Genomic DNA, 21100 nt, shown 5'->3' on the forward strand with positions numbered 1-21100 from the left:
TCTAGTTAATAAAATAAGCACTCGAAAACTCCTTTTCAATGGATTTTTGAGTGCTTTTTTATTTTAGATCAATGAGAATGAAACATTGATCATCATTTTTATAAATATCGTTTCCTTCAACTTGGAGTGTTTGCAATAGTTTTTCTTTCACTACAATTAAAGAATCTGATGCATGTTGATTTAATAATAAACTTAAACGATCATGTTCAAGAGGCTCTGAAACTCCATCCGTATATAGAAGGATCCTCGCTCCTGCTGTATATGAGAAAACAGAATTTGTAAATTTGTTATCTTTGAAAGTTCCAATAGGTGGCCCCTGTGTTTTCAGTTCTCTTTGTTTTCCTTTAGAATCAATGTATATTGCCGGAGGATGGCCAGCATTTATGTATTCAATAGTTTGTTTTTTTATATCGACGAAAATGTATATAGCTGTACAATAATGCCAAGCATCCTCATCATTTTCAAATAAACTGTGCATTTTATCATCTAATGCTTTCATGATTTGTTCTGGTGTTAATCCTTTTGAAATTAATTGTTGAAACAAAGTAACAAGTGACATCGTAATGAGAGATGATGAGATGCCATGTCCCATGACATCTAGCAATATTATTCCATATTGATGATCATTTATTTGATAAAATCCATATATGTCACCAGACAATTCATTAGAAGCTCGATAATAGGATTCAATTTGAAGATCCTTGTTATTTATGGCTTCTGTTAGGGTAGTCTCTTGTATCTTTTTTGCTAGCTTAAGCTCACTTTGGGTATCTGTTTTATATTTATTATTTTGCTTATTTATCTTTAATATTTCATTTTGTTTCTCTTCTAGGTTGTGTAAAACTTTCTTTAAATCAGCATTCATCTTCTCTTTTTCTACTAATCTTTCCTCAGCATTCCTCTTTGCTTCTAGTAATTGATTTTCGTATTCATTTCTTTTCTTGTTGGGCACAAAAATACATGAGATTATTCCATTTTCTTTGGAGGCATACATAAGTACCGGTATTTCTTCGCCAGTATGAGATAACAACTCTAAATACACTTCTTCAACTCGTTTATTTTGGGTAATAAGCGGGTAAAAAGTAAATTGGAAGAATGCTTGTGCAGGTTTCGAAAGGATGGAACGAATACTCTGTCCAATCAATTGTTTCATATCACAGTGAATTAATTGCAGCAATGTTTGATTAACTGACAAAATTTTAAAATTTGATGAAAGAGTCAAATAACCACCTGGCATATTATTTAAATTAGCTTCCATTATATAAAACCATCGGTATTCAAATGACTTTTGATTAGATGGGAAATTTCTTTTGGATGACTAATATGCGGGCAATGGCCTATAGCTGTTGAATAGCTAACTTCACATTCTGGAATCTTATCCTTCATGTAATTTGTAACTTCTTCGGGAACAAAAACATCATTTGCGCTTTGTATAATGTAAGTAGGTACTGAAACATTTGGTAGATACTCTCTGTAGTCTGTAAAAAAACAAACCTCAGCAAAGCGGTATGTAATATTAGGATGATTCTGACGGAAGCGGTCTTCTATCCCCATCTTCACTTCAGATTGATCTGAGCAATTCATAATGGTTTCAGAAATGGTTGTAGTCCATTCAACATAATTTCTCACTAACAGATTTAATAAAGAATCAATTTCCTCTTTATCAAACCCACCGTAATACTCCGGTACTTCATTTAAGAAGGAAGGAGATGGCCCAATCATTACCAATTTTGAAAATAACTCTGGCTGTTGAATAGATGCTAACATACCTATCATTCCACCAACTGAATGCCCTACAAAAATTGCATTGCCTATATCGATATCGTTGCATATAGCCAATAAATCTTCTACATAACCAAAAATAGAACTATACTTCTTAGGGTTATAAGCCAATAGATCTGAATTTCCAAATCCAACATAATCAAATAAAATCACCTGAAAATCATCTTCAAATGATTCAGACACAGTCTCCCAAACTTTTTGATCAAAGCCAAAACCTGGTGCAAATATCACCGGTTGCTTCCCTTTCCCTTTAACTGTAACATTGTTTCGAGTTAGAGTATTTGTTGTCATCATCAATATCTCCTTAATGTTGCATCGGTAATTTCATCATAACATACCATAGGGACAGGTTCATTGTCCCAAAAAGAAAACCGGAATTCTGTAATTAGACACCAATTATTAGTTTTAATCCATTCTGTTTAAAAGCATTAAAACGGCAAATCCTCATCTTTAAAAACATCATCCTTCATTGGCTTTTCTTCCTTTGTTAGTTTTCTATTCTCTTCATTATTGAGAGCAGGTTTGACTGTTAGAACCCTACCAAACTTTCCCTCATATAAATCGCGAATCCAAACTTTAACAGGTGTTTTCCATTTTTGATTAGGGGCAGGAATATTTTTAATTAAACTCTTTGGTGACATCCCCAGCTCCTTCGCCATTCTTATGTCAGCTTCATTAAGCCTACATTGTTTTTTAGCCTCTAGCCAAGCTATATCATTTTTCTTTTTTGCCATTTATATATCTTCCTTTTTACTATATCAGTTGGCTGTTATATCATAGTTCTTTTTTCATTGATTAATAATTAAAGTTCCACACCTAGACATATTACAAATTCTTTATTGATTTAACAACTACTTAACTTTATGGTCCTTTGTGTAGATGATCTTATATTTCAACTTCATTACACAAAAGAAAATTAAGTTAGATTAACACACAAACGGGTATAAGGTAGAAACAACCTTTGACAAAGGGGCGACAAAATATGATTGAAAACACCACTAAGAAACAAGATAATGAAGCGTTCCACGAACCATCAAGACAATACTTTAACCCAGCTCAAATTGTACATAATTTTAGTCAAAAGGGGCGTGACCACCTTAATCGGAAGACGAGCTCCCAATTTATATTATCCTTACAGGCTGGAGCATTTATGGCTTTTGGTGCTGCCTTTTCTATCTTGCTTTCAATGGGAATTGACATAAAGGGAGTATCTCATTTGATGGCTGGTATAGGATTTGCCACAGGGTATGCAATGGTATTTCTTTCAGGAGCGATTCTCTTTACTGAGGTCAATGTTTTATTACCAAGTTATTTATTCCAAAAACCTTCCCTTATGAGCTTAAAGATTATAAAGTTTTGGCTAGCGACTTACCTCGGTAATATCATAGGGGCATTATTTGTTGGAGCACTTATCGTTTTATCGAAATCACTCTCCCCTGAGTTCTTTCAAGATCTAAACTACTACATCAACCACAACAAAATGAGTTTTTTATCAGATGGAGCATGGGGATTTTTTGAGATTATGATTTCAGGTATCCTTGCCAATTGGTTAATTGGTATGGCTGCTTTTCTAACTACCGCTGCCCGAGATATTACCGGTAAAATTATCGGAACGCTACTTCCAGTCATCTTATTTGTTGCCGGAAATTTCCAACATAGCGCAGCAAACATGGGTTATTTTAGTATTGGAATTTTCAGTAATCACACATACGATTGGTATCAATTTTTTTATAACCTAATACCTGCAAGTATTGGAAACATTATTGGTGGAGCGATTATGGTCGCATTATTATTCTCATTTGCGTATAATGACGAGATTCAAAATAAGATTAAATAATAGTTCCTTTTATCGAAAAGAGACGAGAAGATTCCTAGGTTTCTTCCTTCCCTTTTTATACATATTTTCTCTTAATTGAAATATGTTTACCTAACAAAAACAAACTTCCTTTGAAACCAGAAACTTAACAGGAAAATGGTTGTTTCAGTAGGAGAAACAGGCTTTTCTCTTATTAATTTATTTACACAAAAAATGGAACAGTATTTATCTACTGTTCCATTTTTTGTGTTAGTTTTGCTATACACTCTACATGTCGGTACTTTTATTGATCTATCACTCAATCAAAATTTTTTAATCCAAAGTTATCGAGCAATGCACGCACTTCATCTGTTGACTTTGTATTCATTAATTGATTTCTTAGTTCACTTGCCCCTCGAAATCCTTTGACATAGATCTTAAAAAAGCGATGAAGAGCCGTGAACGGACGAAGCTCTAAACCTGAATATTTATCATGAAGATCCATATGCAATCTTAAGAGATCCAGCAATTCCTCACTACTATGTTCTCTCGGCTCTTTTTCAAAAGCAAAGGGATTATGGAATATACCTCGTCCAATCATAACGCCATCAATACCATATTCCTGAGCAAGCTTTAAACCAGTTTGATAGTCTGGGATATCCCCATTAATCGTCAAGAGTGTCTCTGGAGCCACCTCGTCACGAAGTTTCTTAATTTCCGGGATTAGTTCCCAATGAGCAGGCACTTTGCTCATTTCGTCTCTTGTACGCAGATGAATGGAAAGATTGGCAATATCTTGTTTCAAAATGTGTGCCAGCCACTCGCGCCATTCTTCTAATTCAGAAAATCCAAGCCTTGTCTTAACACTTACAGGCAATCCCCCTGCTTTTGCAGCTTGTATTAATTCTGCTGCAACATCTGGACGACGAATCAGGCCACTTCCCTTTCCATGTTGTGTCACATTAGGCACAGGACAACCCATATTGATATCGATTCCCTTAAACCCTAGTTCCGCCATACCAATACTCATTTGCCTGAAGTATTCAGGCTTGCCCCCCCATATATGGGCTACAATTGGTTGTTCATCCTCTGTAAAGGTCAGACGCCCACGAACACTTTTTTTCCCCTCTGGATGACAATAGCTCTCCGAATTTGTAAACTCTGTAAAAAACACATCCGGCCTTGCTGCTTCACTCACTACATGGCGAAAAACAACATCCGTCACTTCCTCCATTGGTGCTAGTATAAAAAATGGTCGTGGTAAATCACGCCAAAAATTTTCGGTCATGTTAAACTCAAATCCTCTCATTATGGGATATTAGATTAACCTCTTATCCCAAAATTAAAAAAGCAAATGGTTCTGCTCCTTTAACACTTATACCATGCTTGGGCACTTTTTATCAAATTGATTTGACTTGTTAATTTTTACTTCTTTATTATCTACTCTATCTATTAGTGATCTGCAGCTCCTATTAGATTAAGTATTGCTAAAAAAGACTGGAATGACATGGGGTTATCAGGGGAAAGGCCTCGATATTGTTAGAGTACTTTTAATTGAAATCGGGGTAGGGCTGACTTTTTTATTCTTACATTGAATTTTGCGTATGGTTTGGTACTGCCTTTCTATAGAAAAGCATTCACATTTCTCTTTTACGTATGCTTTTGTCTCTTTTTCCACTTAGAAACGATACACATATGGATATATTTAACATTTTCTATCCCTTTCGCGGTCAACTTTGCCTTTTTTTGGATCTTGTGTATTCATTTATACTGTCTACCTATATAAAAGCATTCACATTTCTCTTTTACGTATGCTTTTGTCTCTTTTTCACTTAGAAACGATACACACATGGATATATTTAACATTTCCAATCCCTTTCGCGGTCAACTTTACCTTTTTTTTGGATCTTGCGTATTCATTTATACTGTCTACCTATATAAAAGCATACAAATTCAACTTTCACTTTTTCATTCTACACTTTTCATCTCCAAAACTATTACCTAAAGAAGTAATACGTAGACTTCCCCGCCTTCCCCATCACAAGATGCTCTTTCAATATTTTTTGCATTCTAAGCCTAGTCATGCCGAGCCCGCACCAATCATTAGCAGCGGAAACGGTAATTTGTCTATTTGGAAAAAGTACCCTATATTCTACAATCGTCCGCATTATACCTGCATGTAGTCCCTCTTTTACCCCACACCTCTCACACATAAGTCCTCTACCATCTAAGCCAACCGAGAGTGACCCACATTTTAAGCATGAAACTCCCTTATTCAAAGATTCATATGTATATTCAGGGATGTGCATGCCATCGTAAGGAGAGATTTCAATATGCATCGAGGCTAATTTTTTCGCTAAATCTATCAATTGTCCGCTTGAATTCATAGAAACCGAACCTAATCGTTTTATAAAAGAGCTAATCTGTGTAGGTAAGATGAGTGGTAAATTTCTAGTTGCCTGATAAAGTGTGAAGTTGGGATTAACAAAAATAACACTAGCTTCTATGGGGAGATTAATACCTAAAGTTTGAATGAGTGGTCTAAGGAAGGATTCTGAGCGCTGAATTTGAGGGATAGGATTTTTTATCTCATTACCGGATGATAAATACCATCGATTACCTTCTATATAAAATTCTCCTTCATAATTCTTGATATCAAAAAGATAAATTTTGTGTGGAGAAATGAAAAGCGAATCAATTTGAAAAGTTGAGTTTCGCCATTCAAGGAGAAGATCATTAAGCTGAAGATAAGTGGAGACAGGAGATTGATTGATTAGTTCATCAAAAAGACACTCACCTTGGAAGCCTTTTTCATCAGCTTGGAATTTTTTTAATTCTCCATCAGTGAACGCCATTCGGTGCTTTAAGTAGTAACGTAATTGTAAGGTCGCGGGGATATTTCGTGGTTTTAGAATCAATTTATAGCATTCCTTTCTAAACTTAGTCTATTTTTAAACTGTGAAAGAGGTGTGAATACGATAAAGGTAGAGACAATGTGAGGTTGACTTTATAATTTCATTATTAGTTAATTTTGTCAATGCTCAATAATTTGTTAAAATTCGTTTAAGTTTGTTATTTTTTATAAAAGATAAAAAGACAACTCCCACACGGGTTCGTTGCCTTCTTTCATTATGAGTTGTGCCATGCATTCAATGGCTTGGATGGTGATGTACTAACCCAATATATTTTCTCTGTTAATATTAGAACAAAGATAATTGTTCCTGTTCTCCTAGTCTGACCATTGCTTCAGGGTCATTGTCTTTAAAGAACGCTGTTCGAATTTCTTTATTTTTGGTCATTATAAGTGTTTCTCCGCTTGCTGACTGCCTTAGGCGACAACTATAAATAACGGGAAAGTACTTACGAATAAACTTTCCTTCTGCATGAGCAGTTAAGGCAATTATTTGAAAACCTAATTGTTCGGCGATGAAAAATACCGGATCTAATACATGGTCACTTGATGCTTTTCCGAATGGATTATCGACAATAACTGTTCTGTGACGTTTTTGATTTCCTTGAAGTGGTACTCTTTTTTCAGCTAAGTAGTTTAGAATACCGAGGAACAGTGTCATATTTTTACTCCATTTTTCTCCTCCAGACCAAGCATTTGACTTTTCCCAGCTGGTTAGAGCACCGCTGACTTTACCATCATTACTTACTTTTCTACACTTTACACTTATGTCTTTTTCTTTCATTACATTTTTCAGTAACTGTTTTGTGTGTAACCACTTTTCGATTTGTTTGCGAATAAGTGATTCGTCCTCATTTCCCTCATCATCTTTATACTCATCTTTGTCAAGCTGTATGACCATCCAATCAATATGATGTCGAAGCGCTTCTTTCCCTTCCTGCTCATCCCAATCAGGTACAGAGAAGATATAAATGTCTTTCGTTTTGTCCTCTACCTTAACACGAGTCTGCCTTGGTATTAGCCTTAATTCATCAGCGATTGTTCGTAAGTAAAGATGAAGATGAGCTATGAATTGTTGTAATTGCTTGTCGTGCTCTCTCATATCTTCCTCAGCAATTTTCACAGTCCGATGAATGCGATCACTCATTTTTTCTTGCCATTCGATCACATCATCATACGTAATTTTGTGTTCAATTCCTGTGATACATGTATTTCTCAGTTTTATATCCATAATGTGATCATGACAATAGTTAATAAATTGTCTTTTTTCTTCGTTTCTCTTTTTTTCCAAGGAAAGCACTTTTTCTTGTACAGATGATATTTTTTGTACTAATTGATCAATGATTGCTAATCGCTTATAGGCATAATCTTGCTTGATTTGACCTTCTAAAAGATGTTCACGCACATTTTCATGTAGAAAAGCAAAACGCATATCTTGCTTCTCTAATTCAATCATTGCTTTATTTATCTCAGTCTCCAATGACTGATATCTTTTTTGCTCGTTAGCTAAAAACTGATACCTTTCCTGCAAACTTCCCCACTCTATATCAAGGTGATCCTTTACTTCCTTAAGTGACTCTTTAAAGATTACGATTTCCTTATATACCTGATCAAAATCACCTTTACGAAGATCGTATTCATTGCTTGCTTTTGTCCACTGCTCCCGAAGTCTATCCACAGTAGGTCTTATTGCCTTGATTCTTAAATCTAATTTCCTTATGGTATTGATAAGGCTTGGAATTTCATCATGGCCATGAGCTGGAAATTCGATTGTCTCCACTATCCCATATTGTTGTTCTAATTGCTTCATTTCTTCAGATAGGTCTTTAAGCTTGTCCTTAACTATATCTCGTTTTTCTTCTAATAGTACTCTTCCTTGTTGCTTACCTTCTAATTTACTTCGTAGCATTTTCCGTTCGCTAACTAAAAGCTCCAAACTCTTAGATGAATATTTTGGTTGCGCTGCAACTACTTCTTTGTAATACGTATCGCCTCTTAAATCATATAAAGGATTTTTGGTTACATTTAATTGCTCGTCTAATTCTTGCAGCATATCCTTCAAATTTGTAAGAAGTCTTTTCGATTTTTCTCGTTTTCTATTTTCCACATCAATTTCATCGCGAATTTTCACTAATTCTTTCGTTTGAAATTCATAATCTTTCTTTTTAGCAAGATAATCTCTTCCCGTTTTTAGCCTTGTCATTAACCCGTTATACAAACTAGTTGTTTCGGCTAAACGTGTACGATATTCACTCATTTCATTGTCTTTTTTATCGATTTGTGTAGTTATTTCATACAACACTCTTTTTTGCTTCGCTTCTTCCTCAGAAGCTACTTTGTACTGTTCTTTTAAGGAAGTGTAATGCTCGAATGGATACTTTTGTATAAATTCACGCACCTTCGCTAACACTGCTCTCCAGTTTTCGAGATCTAATTCTTTATTCGTCCGTTCGTCTTTTGATTCATTTGCTAGCTTTTGAACTTCTATTTTCCAGTTATTAAAATTCTCTATAGTTAGATTCTCTTTCCATATAGAAGGAAAAATATGTTGGTCACTAGAGTTCCACTCACCTCGAATTAACGTCCGAGCTTCTGCCTCCGTACAAATATAGACCGGATGCGACATTTCCCTATCAACAGAAAGTAACTTATCTCGTAACTTCATAACCTCTGCCTCTGTCACGATGAACGTGATTGCCCAATAGGGATAGTTATGATGATATTCCTCTACAGATCCTTCCAAAGAACGAGCAGCCTGCTGAACGAAATCAGTTCCTAGTTCTAGATAAGCAAACTGATTTCTCCATCTGTTTTTCCACAGCTCCAGCTTCGGATCCGCTGTAAACGATGTATTATTTTCATAATCATCTACGAATCTCGTTGCTTGTCTTTCCTTAAATAACAGCTCATCTTTTTCTCGTAATAGCTTTTCAACTTTTTCCTCTAGCTGACTTATGATTGTTTCTTCTTTCTCATAAAGAGAATAGTAGTGCTGCCATTGAGGCATTCGTATAACAAGCTCTGTTAAGATCTCGTTTTGTTGTTCTTCTATTCCTTTTATTTGTTGCGTGTACTTAGTTGCTTCCTCCCGAAATTTTTCATACTCTGTTTGAACATTTGGTATAGCTTTCTTAAGCTCATGTTTTGATTGTTCCAACCCTTTTATATGTTTATCATAAGTGACCATCGCCTGTTCATAACGTTGAAAATCACTTTCCCATTTAGGAAACTCATCCTCTACTCTTTCCTTAAGTGGATTAGATAATATCTCTTTAGAAATATCCTTCATATCATTTTCTAAATGGGTTTTCTTACTATCTAACTTGGTTTTATGTAATAGCTTTTGGTTTAAGTCTTCATTAAGGCTAACAAAAACCTTTTGCTCTCGTTCTATTTCTTCTTTCTTCCTATCTATTTGGAGCTTTACTTGGTTGATATTTGATTGAATCTTTTCTTCTTCATGAAGAAAAAAACCTTTTAAAAATGCAGTATTATCTTCTAATTGCTCCTCTAAATCGAGCGTTTCTTCATCTCTATCAAGGTGGTTCAGCTGTTCTGTGAAATGAGCGTGCAATTCTTCGTTTTTCCTTATTTCAACTTTAACCTTTGATACTTTTAATTGCGCAAGGCGAATTTCCTTTTCTTTATGGTCTTGTACTTGCATATCGAATTCATCTTGCTCTTCTTTATACTTTTCAAACGCTTCATCTCTTTTTTGCTCTAGTAGAGAAATTTCGTAGGATTTTTTCTTCCGCTCCCACTCATCCTTCTCAGCTTGCCAATCTTCTAAGCTAGTCTGTATTTTTGATAACGTCGCTTTTGTCTCTTCCTGCTCTTGCTGCGTATGAACGTACAGTGCTTTCACATTTACTTTTTGTTCTTCTAATTCTTTTTGTTCTTGATCTAATTGGTGAAAGCAAGAAACATAGCTTTCAATTCTCTTTTCTACTTGTTTGTTTTCTTCAATCACTCGTCTTAATCGTTTGTGTGCTTTAAAATGCTCACGTTGCTTCTCAAAGGTTTGGACAAAATCAACCGATCCTTTTCCAGCAATTGCTTCCTCAACTGTTGGAATAAGCAATTGATCTACTAGCTGTGAGGTCGTTTTACATCCATCAAAAAAACTCTCCACTCCACCTTCTGAGCTATTAATTACCGTGATCTTTTTCCATTCTGAAGCAATAATTTTAAATCGATCTTCTAAATGCTGATGATAGCTTTTTACTGTATCAAATGTGCTCGCCTTTAAGGGGTGTGATGACTTCATTGTTATATAATAATCATTCATCTCGTCACGACTTGCAGGTCGAACCTTTCCACCTATATTCGTTCGAACAAAGGGTAATTCTTCAATCCGATGCTTGTCGCCTTCTTCATACTCATATGTGTAACGATATGTTTTCACCCCTTCCTTTGCCATATATAAGGTGACGGCAGTAAGCCCATAACGCCTTGGTCGTTCATTAATAATCCATTCGATCGCTATATGAGCACTTGTTGATTCAAGAGAAAGCGTATCCTTCATTTTACGCTCTGCAAGTTCTACATTAGGGAGAATCGCTTGAATGGCTGTTTGAATAAAAACCGTCTTACCTCCGCCATTTTCAAGTAATATTGCTCCATTATGACTATCAAATACAAAAATATCATCATTATACCGTTTTACTCCACCTTCATATACAACATTGGTGAACCTAATCTTTGAAATAGAAGGCATTAGACCTCCTCCTTCTGCCTGTCTATTGAATAAATAAACTCCAAAATACCACGGTTATACTCTAACTCCATAAAGTATCGTTGCACAATTACTTTCGCTTTTTCTGTTAACTGTAATTCATCATTACCAATGTCTTGCACTAGTTCTTGTGCCACTAAAAATCTTTTCACCGTATTAAGAAAGCTAAGTCTACTAATCGTTTTCCCTGATTGTGCTTTTGCGGTTTCTTTTAAATCATCCATATCTGCCCATTTGCTAATAATCGCACTCCAGCTATATTCATATTCCTTTTCGAGCTCTTTTAATTCTTCTTCTTCAATCGCTTGTAACGTTTCTAGTCGTTCATTGACTTGCTCAAGCCAATCACTCATCGAAATAAAATCACGTGTTGGGTCTGTCGTTTGATAGCTATCATAAAATTCCCCCATCAGAATGATAATGGTCACATACATAAAATAAATGTCTGCATTGACAGTCTTTCCAGTAAAATATGTTTTTTTCAATGTATCGTTGGAAATATGAAAGGGAGAATTAAGGGCCATTGGGACAAAATAGAGCCGTTCCCCAACCGAGAAAATCGTACAATCTACTTCTTTGGCAAATTGATCAACGAGTCCTCTCACCTTATCTTCAGCTAAATAAAGCCTCAGCTCATCTCCCTCACTATACCCCTTTCGACTAATCTTCGAATAGATCTGAAAGGCCTTTATCACTTCATCTTGCCTATAATCCATTCTCTTCACCCACCTTTAATCGAAGTGTCATGTTTTGAATTGAAAACCGCTCCGTCACTGTTATAATCTCATGTAATTCTTCAACTTCTATATAAGAATACTGATATTTAACTAATTCTAAAACTTCTTCAAATAATAATTCATTTAGTTCTTCTGTTTTTTCATAGGTAATCGGTGATCGTTGATGCATAACATACCAAAATTGATAAAATATTCGTATTTTTAACCAGTCCGATTCCTTTTCTCTCATATGGTCTACCACTTCTTTTAGTGTGATGACATCTCTTCCGTCCATTACCTTTAATACGAGATTCATAATATCTCCAAATAATTTACGAACCTTTGCATTCTCCATTTCCTGTAATGCTTCATCTGAAAGATCATCAAAATTAGTGGTGCGCTCTACCCCGTCTTTCGTTTCAATTCTCTGTTCGGAAAAGATAACTAGAGGAGACCATGTTTCACTTTGTTCAATTGTCAAAAATGGTTCTATTAATCGTTTCGATGAAACTAAAGGTAAAGGCTTGCTTACGAGAGCAGCTGTAATTTCCTGCTTGAAGTTAAATGAGTCGATCCCTACATAATATAGAGCCTCTTGGGCTGCATGTAATGCAGTTGTTTTTAAATCTATACTTTCCTTCAATAGCATGGTATGTATATGGTGAACTTCACTAAGCTCTCGATCAATTTGTAAAATTAATTCATACGCTTTTCGATCCTTCTCAGAGTTCATGTCATATGCTAAGCGAGTCTTCGTTTCTTTGACAAATACATGTAATTCACTGAATTCTTCATTTTCTCTCGTTAATCGTGCATTAATGTCCTCAACCATCTGTTTATAGCGTTCATATGTTTCATCAGAAATGATATTTCGTTGAATTTCGTGTTTCACAACTGTCATTCGATTTCTTAACGATTCGACATCTATATGCATTTCATCAATCTGCCTTAACGCTCCTACAAATTCACCTTTTTCAAGTTGCTTCCTCAAAACTAACTGGTTGATGGATAGCTGAAATTCAGTAAAATACTCCTTCGTCGCAAACACTAATTCTAACCCTTGTTCATCTAATTTATAGTACTGGGTATTCATATGAACATCTGATCGATCTGCTTTCAAAATCGAGTATTGAACGGATTCATGTTCTCTTGTTTCCCAGTTATAAAATGTTTTTTCATTCCGCTTTCCACCAGGTGGACGAAAGGTTTCTACTATTGTTCTAGCCACTTTTTCATAACCTTCAAAGGATAGGGAATATTCCCCTTGATTTAACTGGTACAAATACTGCGCTAGATCTTGAATGCTCGTTTTTTTATTTCGTATTAACATATTTTCAAAGAAAAATAATAAAGATAATAGCCCATATCCGAAGTAATCAATCGGCTGGTTTTTCTCATCTTTCTCCCGTTTATTTTCTAACCGGAATAACGGGTCAAATAAGGCTAACCGCTGCATTCGTTCACGATAATTTTCCGTTATCCCTTTTAATTGGGTGTTCATAACGCATCCCTCCAAATAATGTGTAACTCTTCCTTCGCTAGGGATTCTTGGGGATAATAACCATTTTCCTGAAACATAGCTGCAATTTTCTCTTGTTCTTCTTTACCGAAATAATGTACAAAGTGATGAACAGCCACTTCATTTCGAGTTTGATTTTCTTTCCCTTTGTAGAAGGGCTTTCTAAGCATTGCTTCGTAAAAACCCTGGGCAAGCTTCACGTTATATTTTTCATAAAGGTGATAATAGATGCTAATCCCTTCATAATCTAAATCTCCAAAATAATAGATTTCATGCTGTTCTTCCTTATCAGTGAGACCAAGTTGTTTGGAGAGTTGATTTAAACCAGAAGCAATTTTCCATCCTGAACCGTATATCAGTGTAGTAAAGTTGGTAGTTGATAACGAATCTAGTAATCCGGAATAGGTAGCTTTATTTTCTACAATGAGGTGTTTATATGCTCTTTGATTCAATAGTAGTTTGTTTGGGTTTACCGCAAACATAAGAGGATCTGGGGAATTCATTATCTTCAACTTATCAAATAGATTTATTTTTTCTAAAATGGCTTTTCCGCCCTTTTCATCAATCCATTTTTCATCCTGCATTAATTCATAAGACCGTTCCGAACTATTCGTAAAAGTTGTAGGAAGACCATTCTTCTGTAAGTATTGATCAATCATCACAATCAATGGCTTTTCCTCCATCCATTTCTTTTTAGATGCAGAAAAATAAGCTCGTAGCTCTATGGTAGGATGCACTTTAAATTGCATCTCCTGAATCTCTTCAATAATTGGTTGCTTTACTCTTCCTTTTTGGATCCTAAAACTATTAGGCAAGCCCTTCCAATTGGTACCATGACTTTTTACAGATGTAATGAAACCTTCGTCTAATAATGTTTGAATTGTGGAAGCAAACTCTTCATAGGTATCAAGAGTGTTAGCAACACCTTCTAATTCACTAAGCGTTATCGTGGATTTTTTAGCCTGTTCAAGGATTGAGATTATTCGTGTTTTCATAATAACATCTCATCTTTCCTATCAATTTTCTTTATTAATTGAGAAATCTATTAATTTAGTATTTACTACTTAATGGTATTATATAACATCTAGAAATAAAACTATTTAGTATTTTGCATTAGTTAATGATATCATCCACTTCCTCATCTGATTTTACATGTCTTTACTTACACTTTTTCTCAATTTAGATAGAGTTACCCGGGGACATAAAAAAGGGCTTACCTCATATATAAAGGGTAGCCCTGCTTACTTTTCGCTTATTTTGTATTTTTATTACTCGAAGGAAATGTGAAAATTTTTTCTTTCTAAATTAATAACTAGTCGTTATAATTTCAACACCATTTGCGCCACACACTCAACATGCGTCGTATGCGGAAACATATCCACCGGCTGCACTTCAACCGTCTTATAGCCACCTAACTCCAACACCTGCAAATCCCTTGCAAGCGTTCCAGGATTACATGAAACATAAACAACCTTCTTCGGCTTCATATCCAAGATTGTCTTCAATAATGCTTCATCACAGCCCTTGCGCGGAGGGTCTACTACAATCACGTCTGCCTGATTACCCTGCTTGTACCATTCTGGAATAACAACCTCCGCTTCACCAACTGCAAACTCTGCATTAGCAATGCCATTCAGCTCTGCATTTCGCTTGGCATCCTCTATTGCTTCAGGTACAAATTCCACACCAAAAACATTCTTTGCTTTTTGGGCAAGAAACAATGAAATCGTCCCAATTCCGCAGTAAGCATCGATCACAGATTCTTCACCGGTTAATTCAGCGTATTCCAGCGCTTTTTCATATAGCACCTTTGTTTGCTCTGGGTTTACTTGATAAAAAGAGCGTGCAGATATTGCGAACTTTACGTCACCAATTTTATCGTAAATATACTCTTCTCCCCAAAGTACATTTGTTTCATCGCCAAAGATGACATTTGTTTTTTTGTTATTAATATTTTGCACAACAGACTTCACTTGTGGTAGTTGATTTGTTATTTCAGTGATAACCTCACTTTTATGTGGAAAGTCAGCCGTTCTTGTCACAAATACAACCATGATCTCGCTCGTGACTAGCCCATAACGAACCATAATATGACGAAGCCAGCCTTTGTGCTTTTCTTCGTTATAAGCACGAATGCCATATTTTTCACAAATGGTTTTCACCGCTTGAACAACATCATCGTTCTCAGCTTGCTGAATAAGGCATCTTTCCATATCAATGATGTCATGGCTTCTTTTTTGATAGAAGCCAGCGACTAGACCACCCTCACGTTCACCTACTGGAACCTGAGCTTTGTTTCGGTAATTCCAAGGATTCTCCATGCCTAGAGTCGGATGTACGGTTACTTTGTTTAAATCTAGTTTGCCTATTCTAGCAAGGACCTGCTCCACTTGTTTTCGTTTAAAATCAAGCTGTCCTTCATAGCTAAGATGCTGAAGCTGGCAGCCCCCACATTGAGAATAGATTGGGCAAGGCGCATCAATTCGGTTTTTACTTTGTTCATGGAGCTCAATTAGTCGTCCGAACGCGAAGCCTTTGTTTACTTTGATAACTTTTATTTTTGCTCGTTCATCCGGCAGTGCATTTTCAACAAAGATCGGAAAGCCTTCTACCTTTGCGACACCCGCACCTTCATGCGTTAAGTCCTCAAAGACCACATCGTAATATTCATTTTTCATAACAGGTGCTTGAATTTTTGCCATGTTGTTCTTCCTTTTCGTACAAATTATTTCATTCATTTTACCATAACAATTTCAATAAAAAAAACTTGGCTATTATGTTCTGCCAAGTTCCTATTCTTCCATTTGTCTTACTTTTTCAGCTGACATGATAACATCAATATGCTGATACATGTTAACGAATTCACCCGGTAGCATGCCACCGTATTCACCATCTAAATTCAACTGCATTTTATCTTTGTTTACTACCTTCACTCGATTTGCCTTTGTGTAGATAATATGTTCATCGTTTATATGATCGCCTCTTAGCGCTAGGCTTGCAATTCGGATGAACTCCGCTAGATTAGCCTTTTTCAAAATAAGAAGGTCAAACATCCCATCATCTAATTTTGAATCAGGTGCAAGCTTCTCAAAGCCACCAACTGAGTTTGTTAGTGAAACAAGAAATAACATGATTTCACCTTGAAAAAGCTTACCATCATACTCAATTTCTACCTCAGCAGGACGTATGGATGGCAACATTTCCATTCCTTTTAAATAATAAGCTAGCTGTCCTACCATTGTTTTCAGCTTACTCGGCACCTCGTACGTCAGCTCAGTAAGACGACCTCCACCTGCAATATTAATAAAATAGTGGTCATTAACCTTTCCGATATCAATCTTCTTCGGTTCACCTTCTAAGATCACATCTACCGCTGCAATGACATTATTTAATGGAATACCAATAGCCCTTGCAAAGTCATTTGTTGTTCCTACTGGAATAACAGCAAGCTGTGGGCGCTCTTCCAATTCAGCGATCCCATTCACAACCTCGTTGATTGTCCCATCTCCACCTGCTGCGACTATTAAGTCAAAGCCTCGCTCAGATGCTGCCTTTGCCGCTTGTATCGCGTCTCCTTCACCTGTTGTTGCATGACAAGAGGTTTCATAGCCAGCTTGTTCAAATTTTTGTAGCACCTCTGGCAAATGTTTTTTAAACAGCTCTCTCCCTGAGGTAGGGTTATAAATAATTCTTGCTCTTTTCATTCACACATCATCCTATTTTCAAAGAAATGTATCGATATTTATATAATTTATATTCATTATGATTATGTTCTGTTATCATTGTCTCCCATTTCTATGCTAACGAAACATGATAACCCAACTACCATTATCACCATGTTTTATATAAAAAGTAAAGTTTTTCATGCTAAATCATTGTAAAATTGTTACAATATAAAGCAATTAAAGCCGGAAAGAAGGGAAATCTATGGATGGATTAAATGATCAATATATACGTCGAATTCAACTAAAAAGAGAGGAAGTTCCTTCATTTAGAAAGTATCCATTTAACCTTCCTAGTGTGAAATCTCTTGATGAGTTAGAGCTTCATCCTCATGTTACTTTTTTAGTTGGAGAAAATGGAATGGGCAAATCTACTCTATTAGAAGCTATTGCCCTTGCAATTGGGTTTAATGCTGAAGGTGGTTCGCTTAACTTTAACTTTTCAACTTATGATTCTCACTCTGAACTAGATCACTACCTTAAACTAATTAAAGGGACTGTCAAACCTAAAGATAGCTTCTTCCTTCGTGCTGAAAGTTTTTATAACGTGGCTTCAAGTATAGAAGAAATGGATAGAGAAGGTGATGCTCCTCATGTTATTGATTCTTTTGGTGGTGTTTCGCTTCACGAGCAATCACATGGCGAATCTTTTTTTGCTACCTTTATGAATCGATTTCGCGGACAAGGCATTTATTTATTAGATGAACCAGAAGCGGCCCTTTCCCCATTGCGTCAGCTATCAATGATCACAAGAATTGATGAGCTCGTCAAAGATCAATCTCAATTTATTATTGCTACCCATTCACCGTTGATTATGGCCTACCCTTCAGCAAAGATTCTTGAATTAACCGAAGATGGAATCCATGAGACCACACTTGAAAACACAAATCATTATTCAATAATGAAGCAATTTTTTACAAATAAAGAAAGACTTCTTCACCACTTATTTCATGATGATCCCCATTAAAAGAGAGATCTACTTTGTTGCAGATCTCTCTTTTTTCTTATCTTTTTTGAATTTCTTCCATCAACAGCTTGTTTACCATTGGTGGGTTAGCTTGACCTTTAGTTGCTTTCATAATTTGACCAACTAAGAAACCAATCGCTTTTTGTTTACCGTTTTTGAAGTCATCAACAGATTGTGGATTTGCATCGATTGCTTCGTTTACAAATTTACGTAGAGTTTCATCATCAGAAATTTGTACTAAGCCTTTATCTTTTACAATCTGTTCCGGATCTCCACCGTTTTCAATTAGCTCCTTGAAAACCTGCTTCGCAATTTTTGAAGAAATTGTCCCATTTTCAATGAGTTTAATCATACCAGCTAAACCTTCTGGTGTAAGAGCTACATCGTTTAGTTCTTTTCCTTCAGCGTTCAGATAGGCAGAAACTTCACCCATAACCCAGTTTGAAGCTTGTTTTGCTTCAGCACCAACGGCCAATGTTGCTTCAAAGAAATCGGACATTTCTTTTGTCATCGTTAATACTTGCGCATCATATTCAGGTAACCCCAGCTCATCGATATAACGTTTACGACGTGCGTCTGGAAGCTCAGGAATGGAAACACGAATTCTTTCCTTCCACTCATCATCGATGTAAAGCTCAACAAGATCTGGTTCTGGGAAGTAACGGTAATCATCAGAACCTTCTTTTACACGCATTAAGATTGTTTTCTTTGTTGCTTCATCATAACGGCGTGTTTCCTGTTCAATCACACCACCTGAACGAAGAACCTTTTCTTGACGCTTTTCTTCATATTCTAATCCTTTTTGAACAAACGCAAAGGAGTTTAGGTTTTTAAGCTCCGTTTTTGTTCCGAATTCTTCCTGACCAACAGGACGAAGAGAAATGTTTGCATCACAACGAAGTGAGCCTTCCTCCATTTTACAATCAGAAACCTCCGTATACTGGATGATTGCTTTTAGCTTTTCTAAATAAGCATATGCTTCCTCTGGTGTACGGATATCTGGCTCAGATACGATCTCAATAAGTGGTGTTCCTTGACGGTTTAAGTCAACTAAAGAATAGCCATCATTTGAGTGAATCAATTTACCAGCATCTTCTTCCATATGAATACGAGTAATCCCGATACGTTTCGTTTCACCATTTACTTCAATATCAATCCAGCCGTTTTCACCGATCGGTTTATCAAATTGAGAGATTTGATAAGCTTTTGGGTTATCTGGATAAAAGTAATTTTTACGATCAAATTTTGTTTCAGTCGCAACCTCACAGTTTAATGCCATACAAGCCTTCATTGCGAAATCAACTACTTTTTTATTTAAAACAGGTAAAACACCAGGATACCCTAGCTCGACAACTGTTGTATTTGTATTTGGTTCTGCACCAAAGTGGTTAGGCGCACTTGAAAAGATTTTTGAATCTGTTTTTAACTCAACGTGAACTTCAAGTCCTATGACCGTTTCATATTCCATTATTTTCTCACCCCTTACAATTCAGGTTTTGCTTTATGATGATCTGTTGCTTGCTCGAACGCATGTGCAACGCGGTAAACTGTGCTTTCATCAAAATGCTTTCCGATAATTTGTAATCCTAGTGGTAATCCATTTGATAAGCCACATGGAACAGAGATTCCTGGCACACCTGCTAAGTTAACAGGAATAGTTAAAATATCGTTTGCATACATTGTCATCGGTTCTTTAACGTTTTCACCAATTTTAAACGCAGGTGTTGGAGTAGTAGGTCCAATAATTACATCATATTTTTCAAACACATCTTCAAAGTCTTTTTTAATTAATGTACGAACTTTTTGTGCCTTTTTATAATAAGCATCATAGTATCCAGAGCTTAATGCATATGTTCCAAGCATAATACGACGTTTTACTTCATTACCGAAGCCTTCTGCACGGCTTTGCTTGTATAATTCAATTAAGTTCTCTGCGTTATCTGAACGATGGCCATAACGAACACCATCAAAACGAGCTAAGTTGGCAGATGCTTCTGATGAAGATAATAAATAATAAGTTGCCAGTGCATATTTAGAATGTGGTAACGATACCTCTTCCCATGTTGCACCAAGTCCTTCTAATACTTTAAGAGCATCAAGTACAGATTGCTTTACTTCTTCGGTTACACCTTCGCCTAGGTATTCTTTCGGCACAGCGATTTTTAAGCCTTTTACATCACCTGTTAGAGAAGACAGAAAATCTGGTACTTCTACATTTGCTGATGTTGAGTCCATTTCATCAACTCCAGAAATGGCTTGTAAAAGAAATGCGTTGTCTTCAACAGAACGTGTTACAGGTCCAATTTGATCTAGTGATGACGCAAATGCTACCAAACCAAAACGAGACACACGTCCATATGTAGGTTTTAAGCCAACAACTCCACAAAATGCTGCAGGTTGACGAATGGAACCACCTGTATCAGATCCTAATGAGAACGGAACCTCTCCTGCTGCAACCGCCGCCGCAGAACCACCACTTGATCCCCCTGGAACAGTTTCAAGATTCCATGGATTACGTGTTGGCTTTATGCTAGAGTTTTCTGTTGAAGAGCCCATTGCAAACTCGTCCATATTTAATTTTCCAATTGTAACAGCCTCAGCATTTTGAAGATGCTTTACGACTGTTGCATCATAAATAGGATCAAAGTTTTCTAAGATTTTACTTGCACATGTTGTGCGTAGACCTTTCGTAACGATATTATCTTTTACACCGATCGGCATACCAAATAATAACCCGAATTCATTTCGGCTATCTAATGCTTCATCTAATTCTTTCGCATATGTACGTGCTTGATCTTCATTTAACGCAAGAAACGCACCAACTTTATCGTCAACTTCTTGAATTCGTTTATAAGATTCGTCAACTAAATCAGAAACAGTGATTTCTTTTTTATGTAAAAGTTCTTTTAATTCTGATATTTTGTGATCAAAAAGTGCCATGCTTGTCCCTCCC

15 protein-coding genes are annotated in these 21100 nt (G+C 36.1%); 2 read left to right on the forward strand and 13 right to left on the reverse strand.

The genetic code is table 11. The annotated features are described in order from the left end of the window. Positions 1-58 precede the first annotated feature (58 nt). From COD11_RS14840 to COD11_RS14850, 3 genes are all read right to left on the reverse strand, one after another. On the reverse strand, positions 59-1258 hold the full coding sequence (locus tag COD11_RS14840) for a SpoIIE family protein phosphatase (RefSeq protein ID WP_098797678.1): 1200 nt from the start codon (positions 1256-1258) through the stop codon (positions 59-61). Beyond that, positions 1258-2073 carry an alpha/beta fold hydrolase gene (locus COD11_RS14845; protein ID WP_098797679.1) on the reverse strand — a complete coding sequence of 272 codons (816 nt, stop codon included), beginning with the start codon at positions 2071-2073 and terminating at the stop codon, positions 1258-1260. Before COD11_RS14845 ends, COD11_RS14840 begins: the two co-directional genes overlap by 1 nt. A 137-nt stretch (positions 2074-2210) precedes the next feature. Further along, positions 2211-2516: a hypothetical protein gene (locus COD11_RS14850; protein ID WP_098797680.1), complete on the reverse strand. Its 306-nt coding sequence runs from the start codon at positions 2514-2516 to the stop codon at positions 2211-2213. Positions 2517-2764: 248 nt separating this feature from the next. On the opposite strand from COD11_RS14850, the gene COD11_RS14855 reads away from it, so the two are divergent. Next, the gene (locus tag COD11_RS14855; RefSeq protein ID WP_098797681.1) at positions 2765-3619 is read left to right on the forward strand and encodes a formate/nitrite transporter family protein; all 855 of its coding nucleotides are present in this window, start codon (positions 2765-2767) and stop codon (positions 3617-3619) included. A 277-nt stretch (positions 3620-3896) separates the two neighbouring features. Here COD11_RS14855 and COD11_RS14860 read toward each other — a convergent pair whose 3' ends face one another. The 8 genes from COD11_RS14860 to COD11_RS14895 all read right to left on the reverse strand — a co-directional run bounded on the left by COD11_RS14860 (position 3897) and on the right by COD11_RS14895 (position 17162). Continuing rightward, positions 3897-4865: a tRNA dihydrouridine synthase gene (locus COD11_RS14860; protein WP_098797722.1), complete on the reverse strand. Its 969-nt coding sequence runs from the start codon at positions 4863-4865 to the stop codon at positions 3897-3899. Between the two features lie 709 nt (positions 4866-5574). After that, entirely contained in the window at positions 5575-6495 is a 921-nt protein-coding gene (locus tag COD11_RS14865) for a nuclease-related domain-containing protein (RefSeq protein ID WP_098797682.1), read from the reverse strand. A 282-nt stretch (positions 6496-6777) separates the two neighbouring features. Then, positions 6778-11205, reverse strand: coding sequence for a coiled-coil domain-containing protein (locus tag COD11_RS14870; RefSeq protein ID WP_098797683.1), 4428 nt, complete (start codon positions 11203-11205; stop codon positions 6778-6780). Next, complete coding sequence (locus COD11_RS14875; protein WP_098797684.1) at positions 11205-11939, reverse strand: DUF6063 family protein; 735 nt, start codon at positions 11937-11939, stop codon at positions 11205-11207. Before COD11_RS14875 ends, COD11_RS14870 begins: the two co-directional genes overlap by 1 nt. Beyond that, positions 11929-13440 carry a replicative DNA helicase gene (locus COD11_RS14880; RefSeq protein ID WP_098797685.1) on the reverse strand — a complete coding sequence of 504 codons (1512 nt, stop codon included), beginning with the start codon at positions 13438-13440 and terminating at the stop codon, positions 11929-11931. The genes COD11_RS14875 and COD11_RS14880 overlap by 11 nt, the downstream gene beginning before the upstream one ends. After that, on the reverse strand, positions 13437-14453 hold the full coding sequence (locus COD11_RS14885; protein WP_098797686.1) for a Wadjet anti-phage system protein JetD domain-containing protein: 1017 nt from the start codon (positions 14451-14453) through the stop codon (positions 13437-13439). Before COD11_RS14885 ends, COD11_RS14880 begins: the two co-directional genes overlap by 4 nt. A 324-nt stretch (positions 14454-14777) precedes the next feature. Next, a complete protein-coding gene (gene rlmD, locus COD11_RS14890) occupies positions 14778-16160 on the reverse strand; it encodes a 23S rRNA (uracil(1939)-C(5))-methyltransferase RlmD (protein WP_098797687.1) in 1383 nt (460 codons plus the stop codon). Between the two features lie 90 nt (positions 16161-16250). After that, positions 16251-17162, reverse strand: coding sequence for a diacylglycerol kinase (locus COD11_RS14895; protein ID WP_098797688.1), 912 nt, complete (start codon positions 17160-17162; stop codon positions 16251-16253). Positions 17163-17385: 223 nt separating this feature from the next. On the opposite strand from COD11_RS14895, the gene COD11_RS14900 reads away from it, so the two are divergent. Continuing rightward, positions 17386-18147 carry an AAA family ATPase gene (locus COD11_RS14900; protein WP_098797689.1) on the forward strand — a complete coding sequence of 254 codons (762 nt, stop codon included), beginning with the start codon at positions 17386-17388 and terminating at the stop codon, positions 18145-18147. A gap of 37 nt (positions 18148-18184) precedes the next feature. Here the strand turns inward: COD11_RS14900 and gatB are convergent, their stop codons facing one another. Both gatB and gatA read right to left on the reverse strand, forming a co-directional pair. Continuing rightward, a complete protein-coding gene (gene gatB, locus COD11_RS14905) occupies positions 18185-19615 on the reverse strand; it encodes an Asp-tRNA(Asn)/Glu-tRNA(Gln) amidotransferase subunit GatB (protein ID WP_098797690.1) in 1431 nt (476 codons plus the stop codon). A gap of 14 nt (positions 19616-19629) precedes the next feature. Next, complete coding sequence (gene gatA / locus COD11_RS14910; protein ID WP_098797691.1) at positions 19630-21087, reverse strand: Asp-tRNA(Asn)/Glu-tRNA(Gln) amidotransferase subunit GatA; 1458 nt, start codon at positions 21085-21087, stop codon at positions 19630-19632. Positions 21088-21100 lie beyond the last annotated feature (13 nt).

This window comes from Bacillus sp. AFS040349, assembly GCF_002577655.1.
Taxonomy (GTDB): Bacteria; Bacillota; Bacilli; order Bacillales; family Bacillaceae; genus Metabacillus.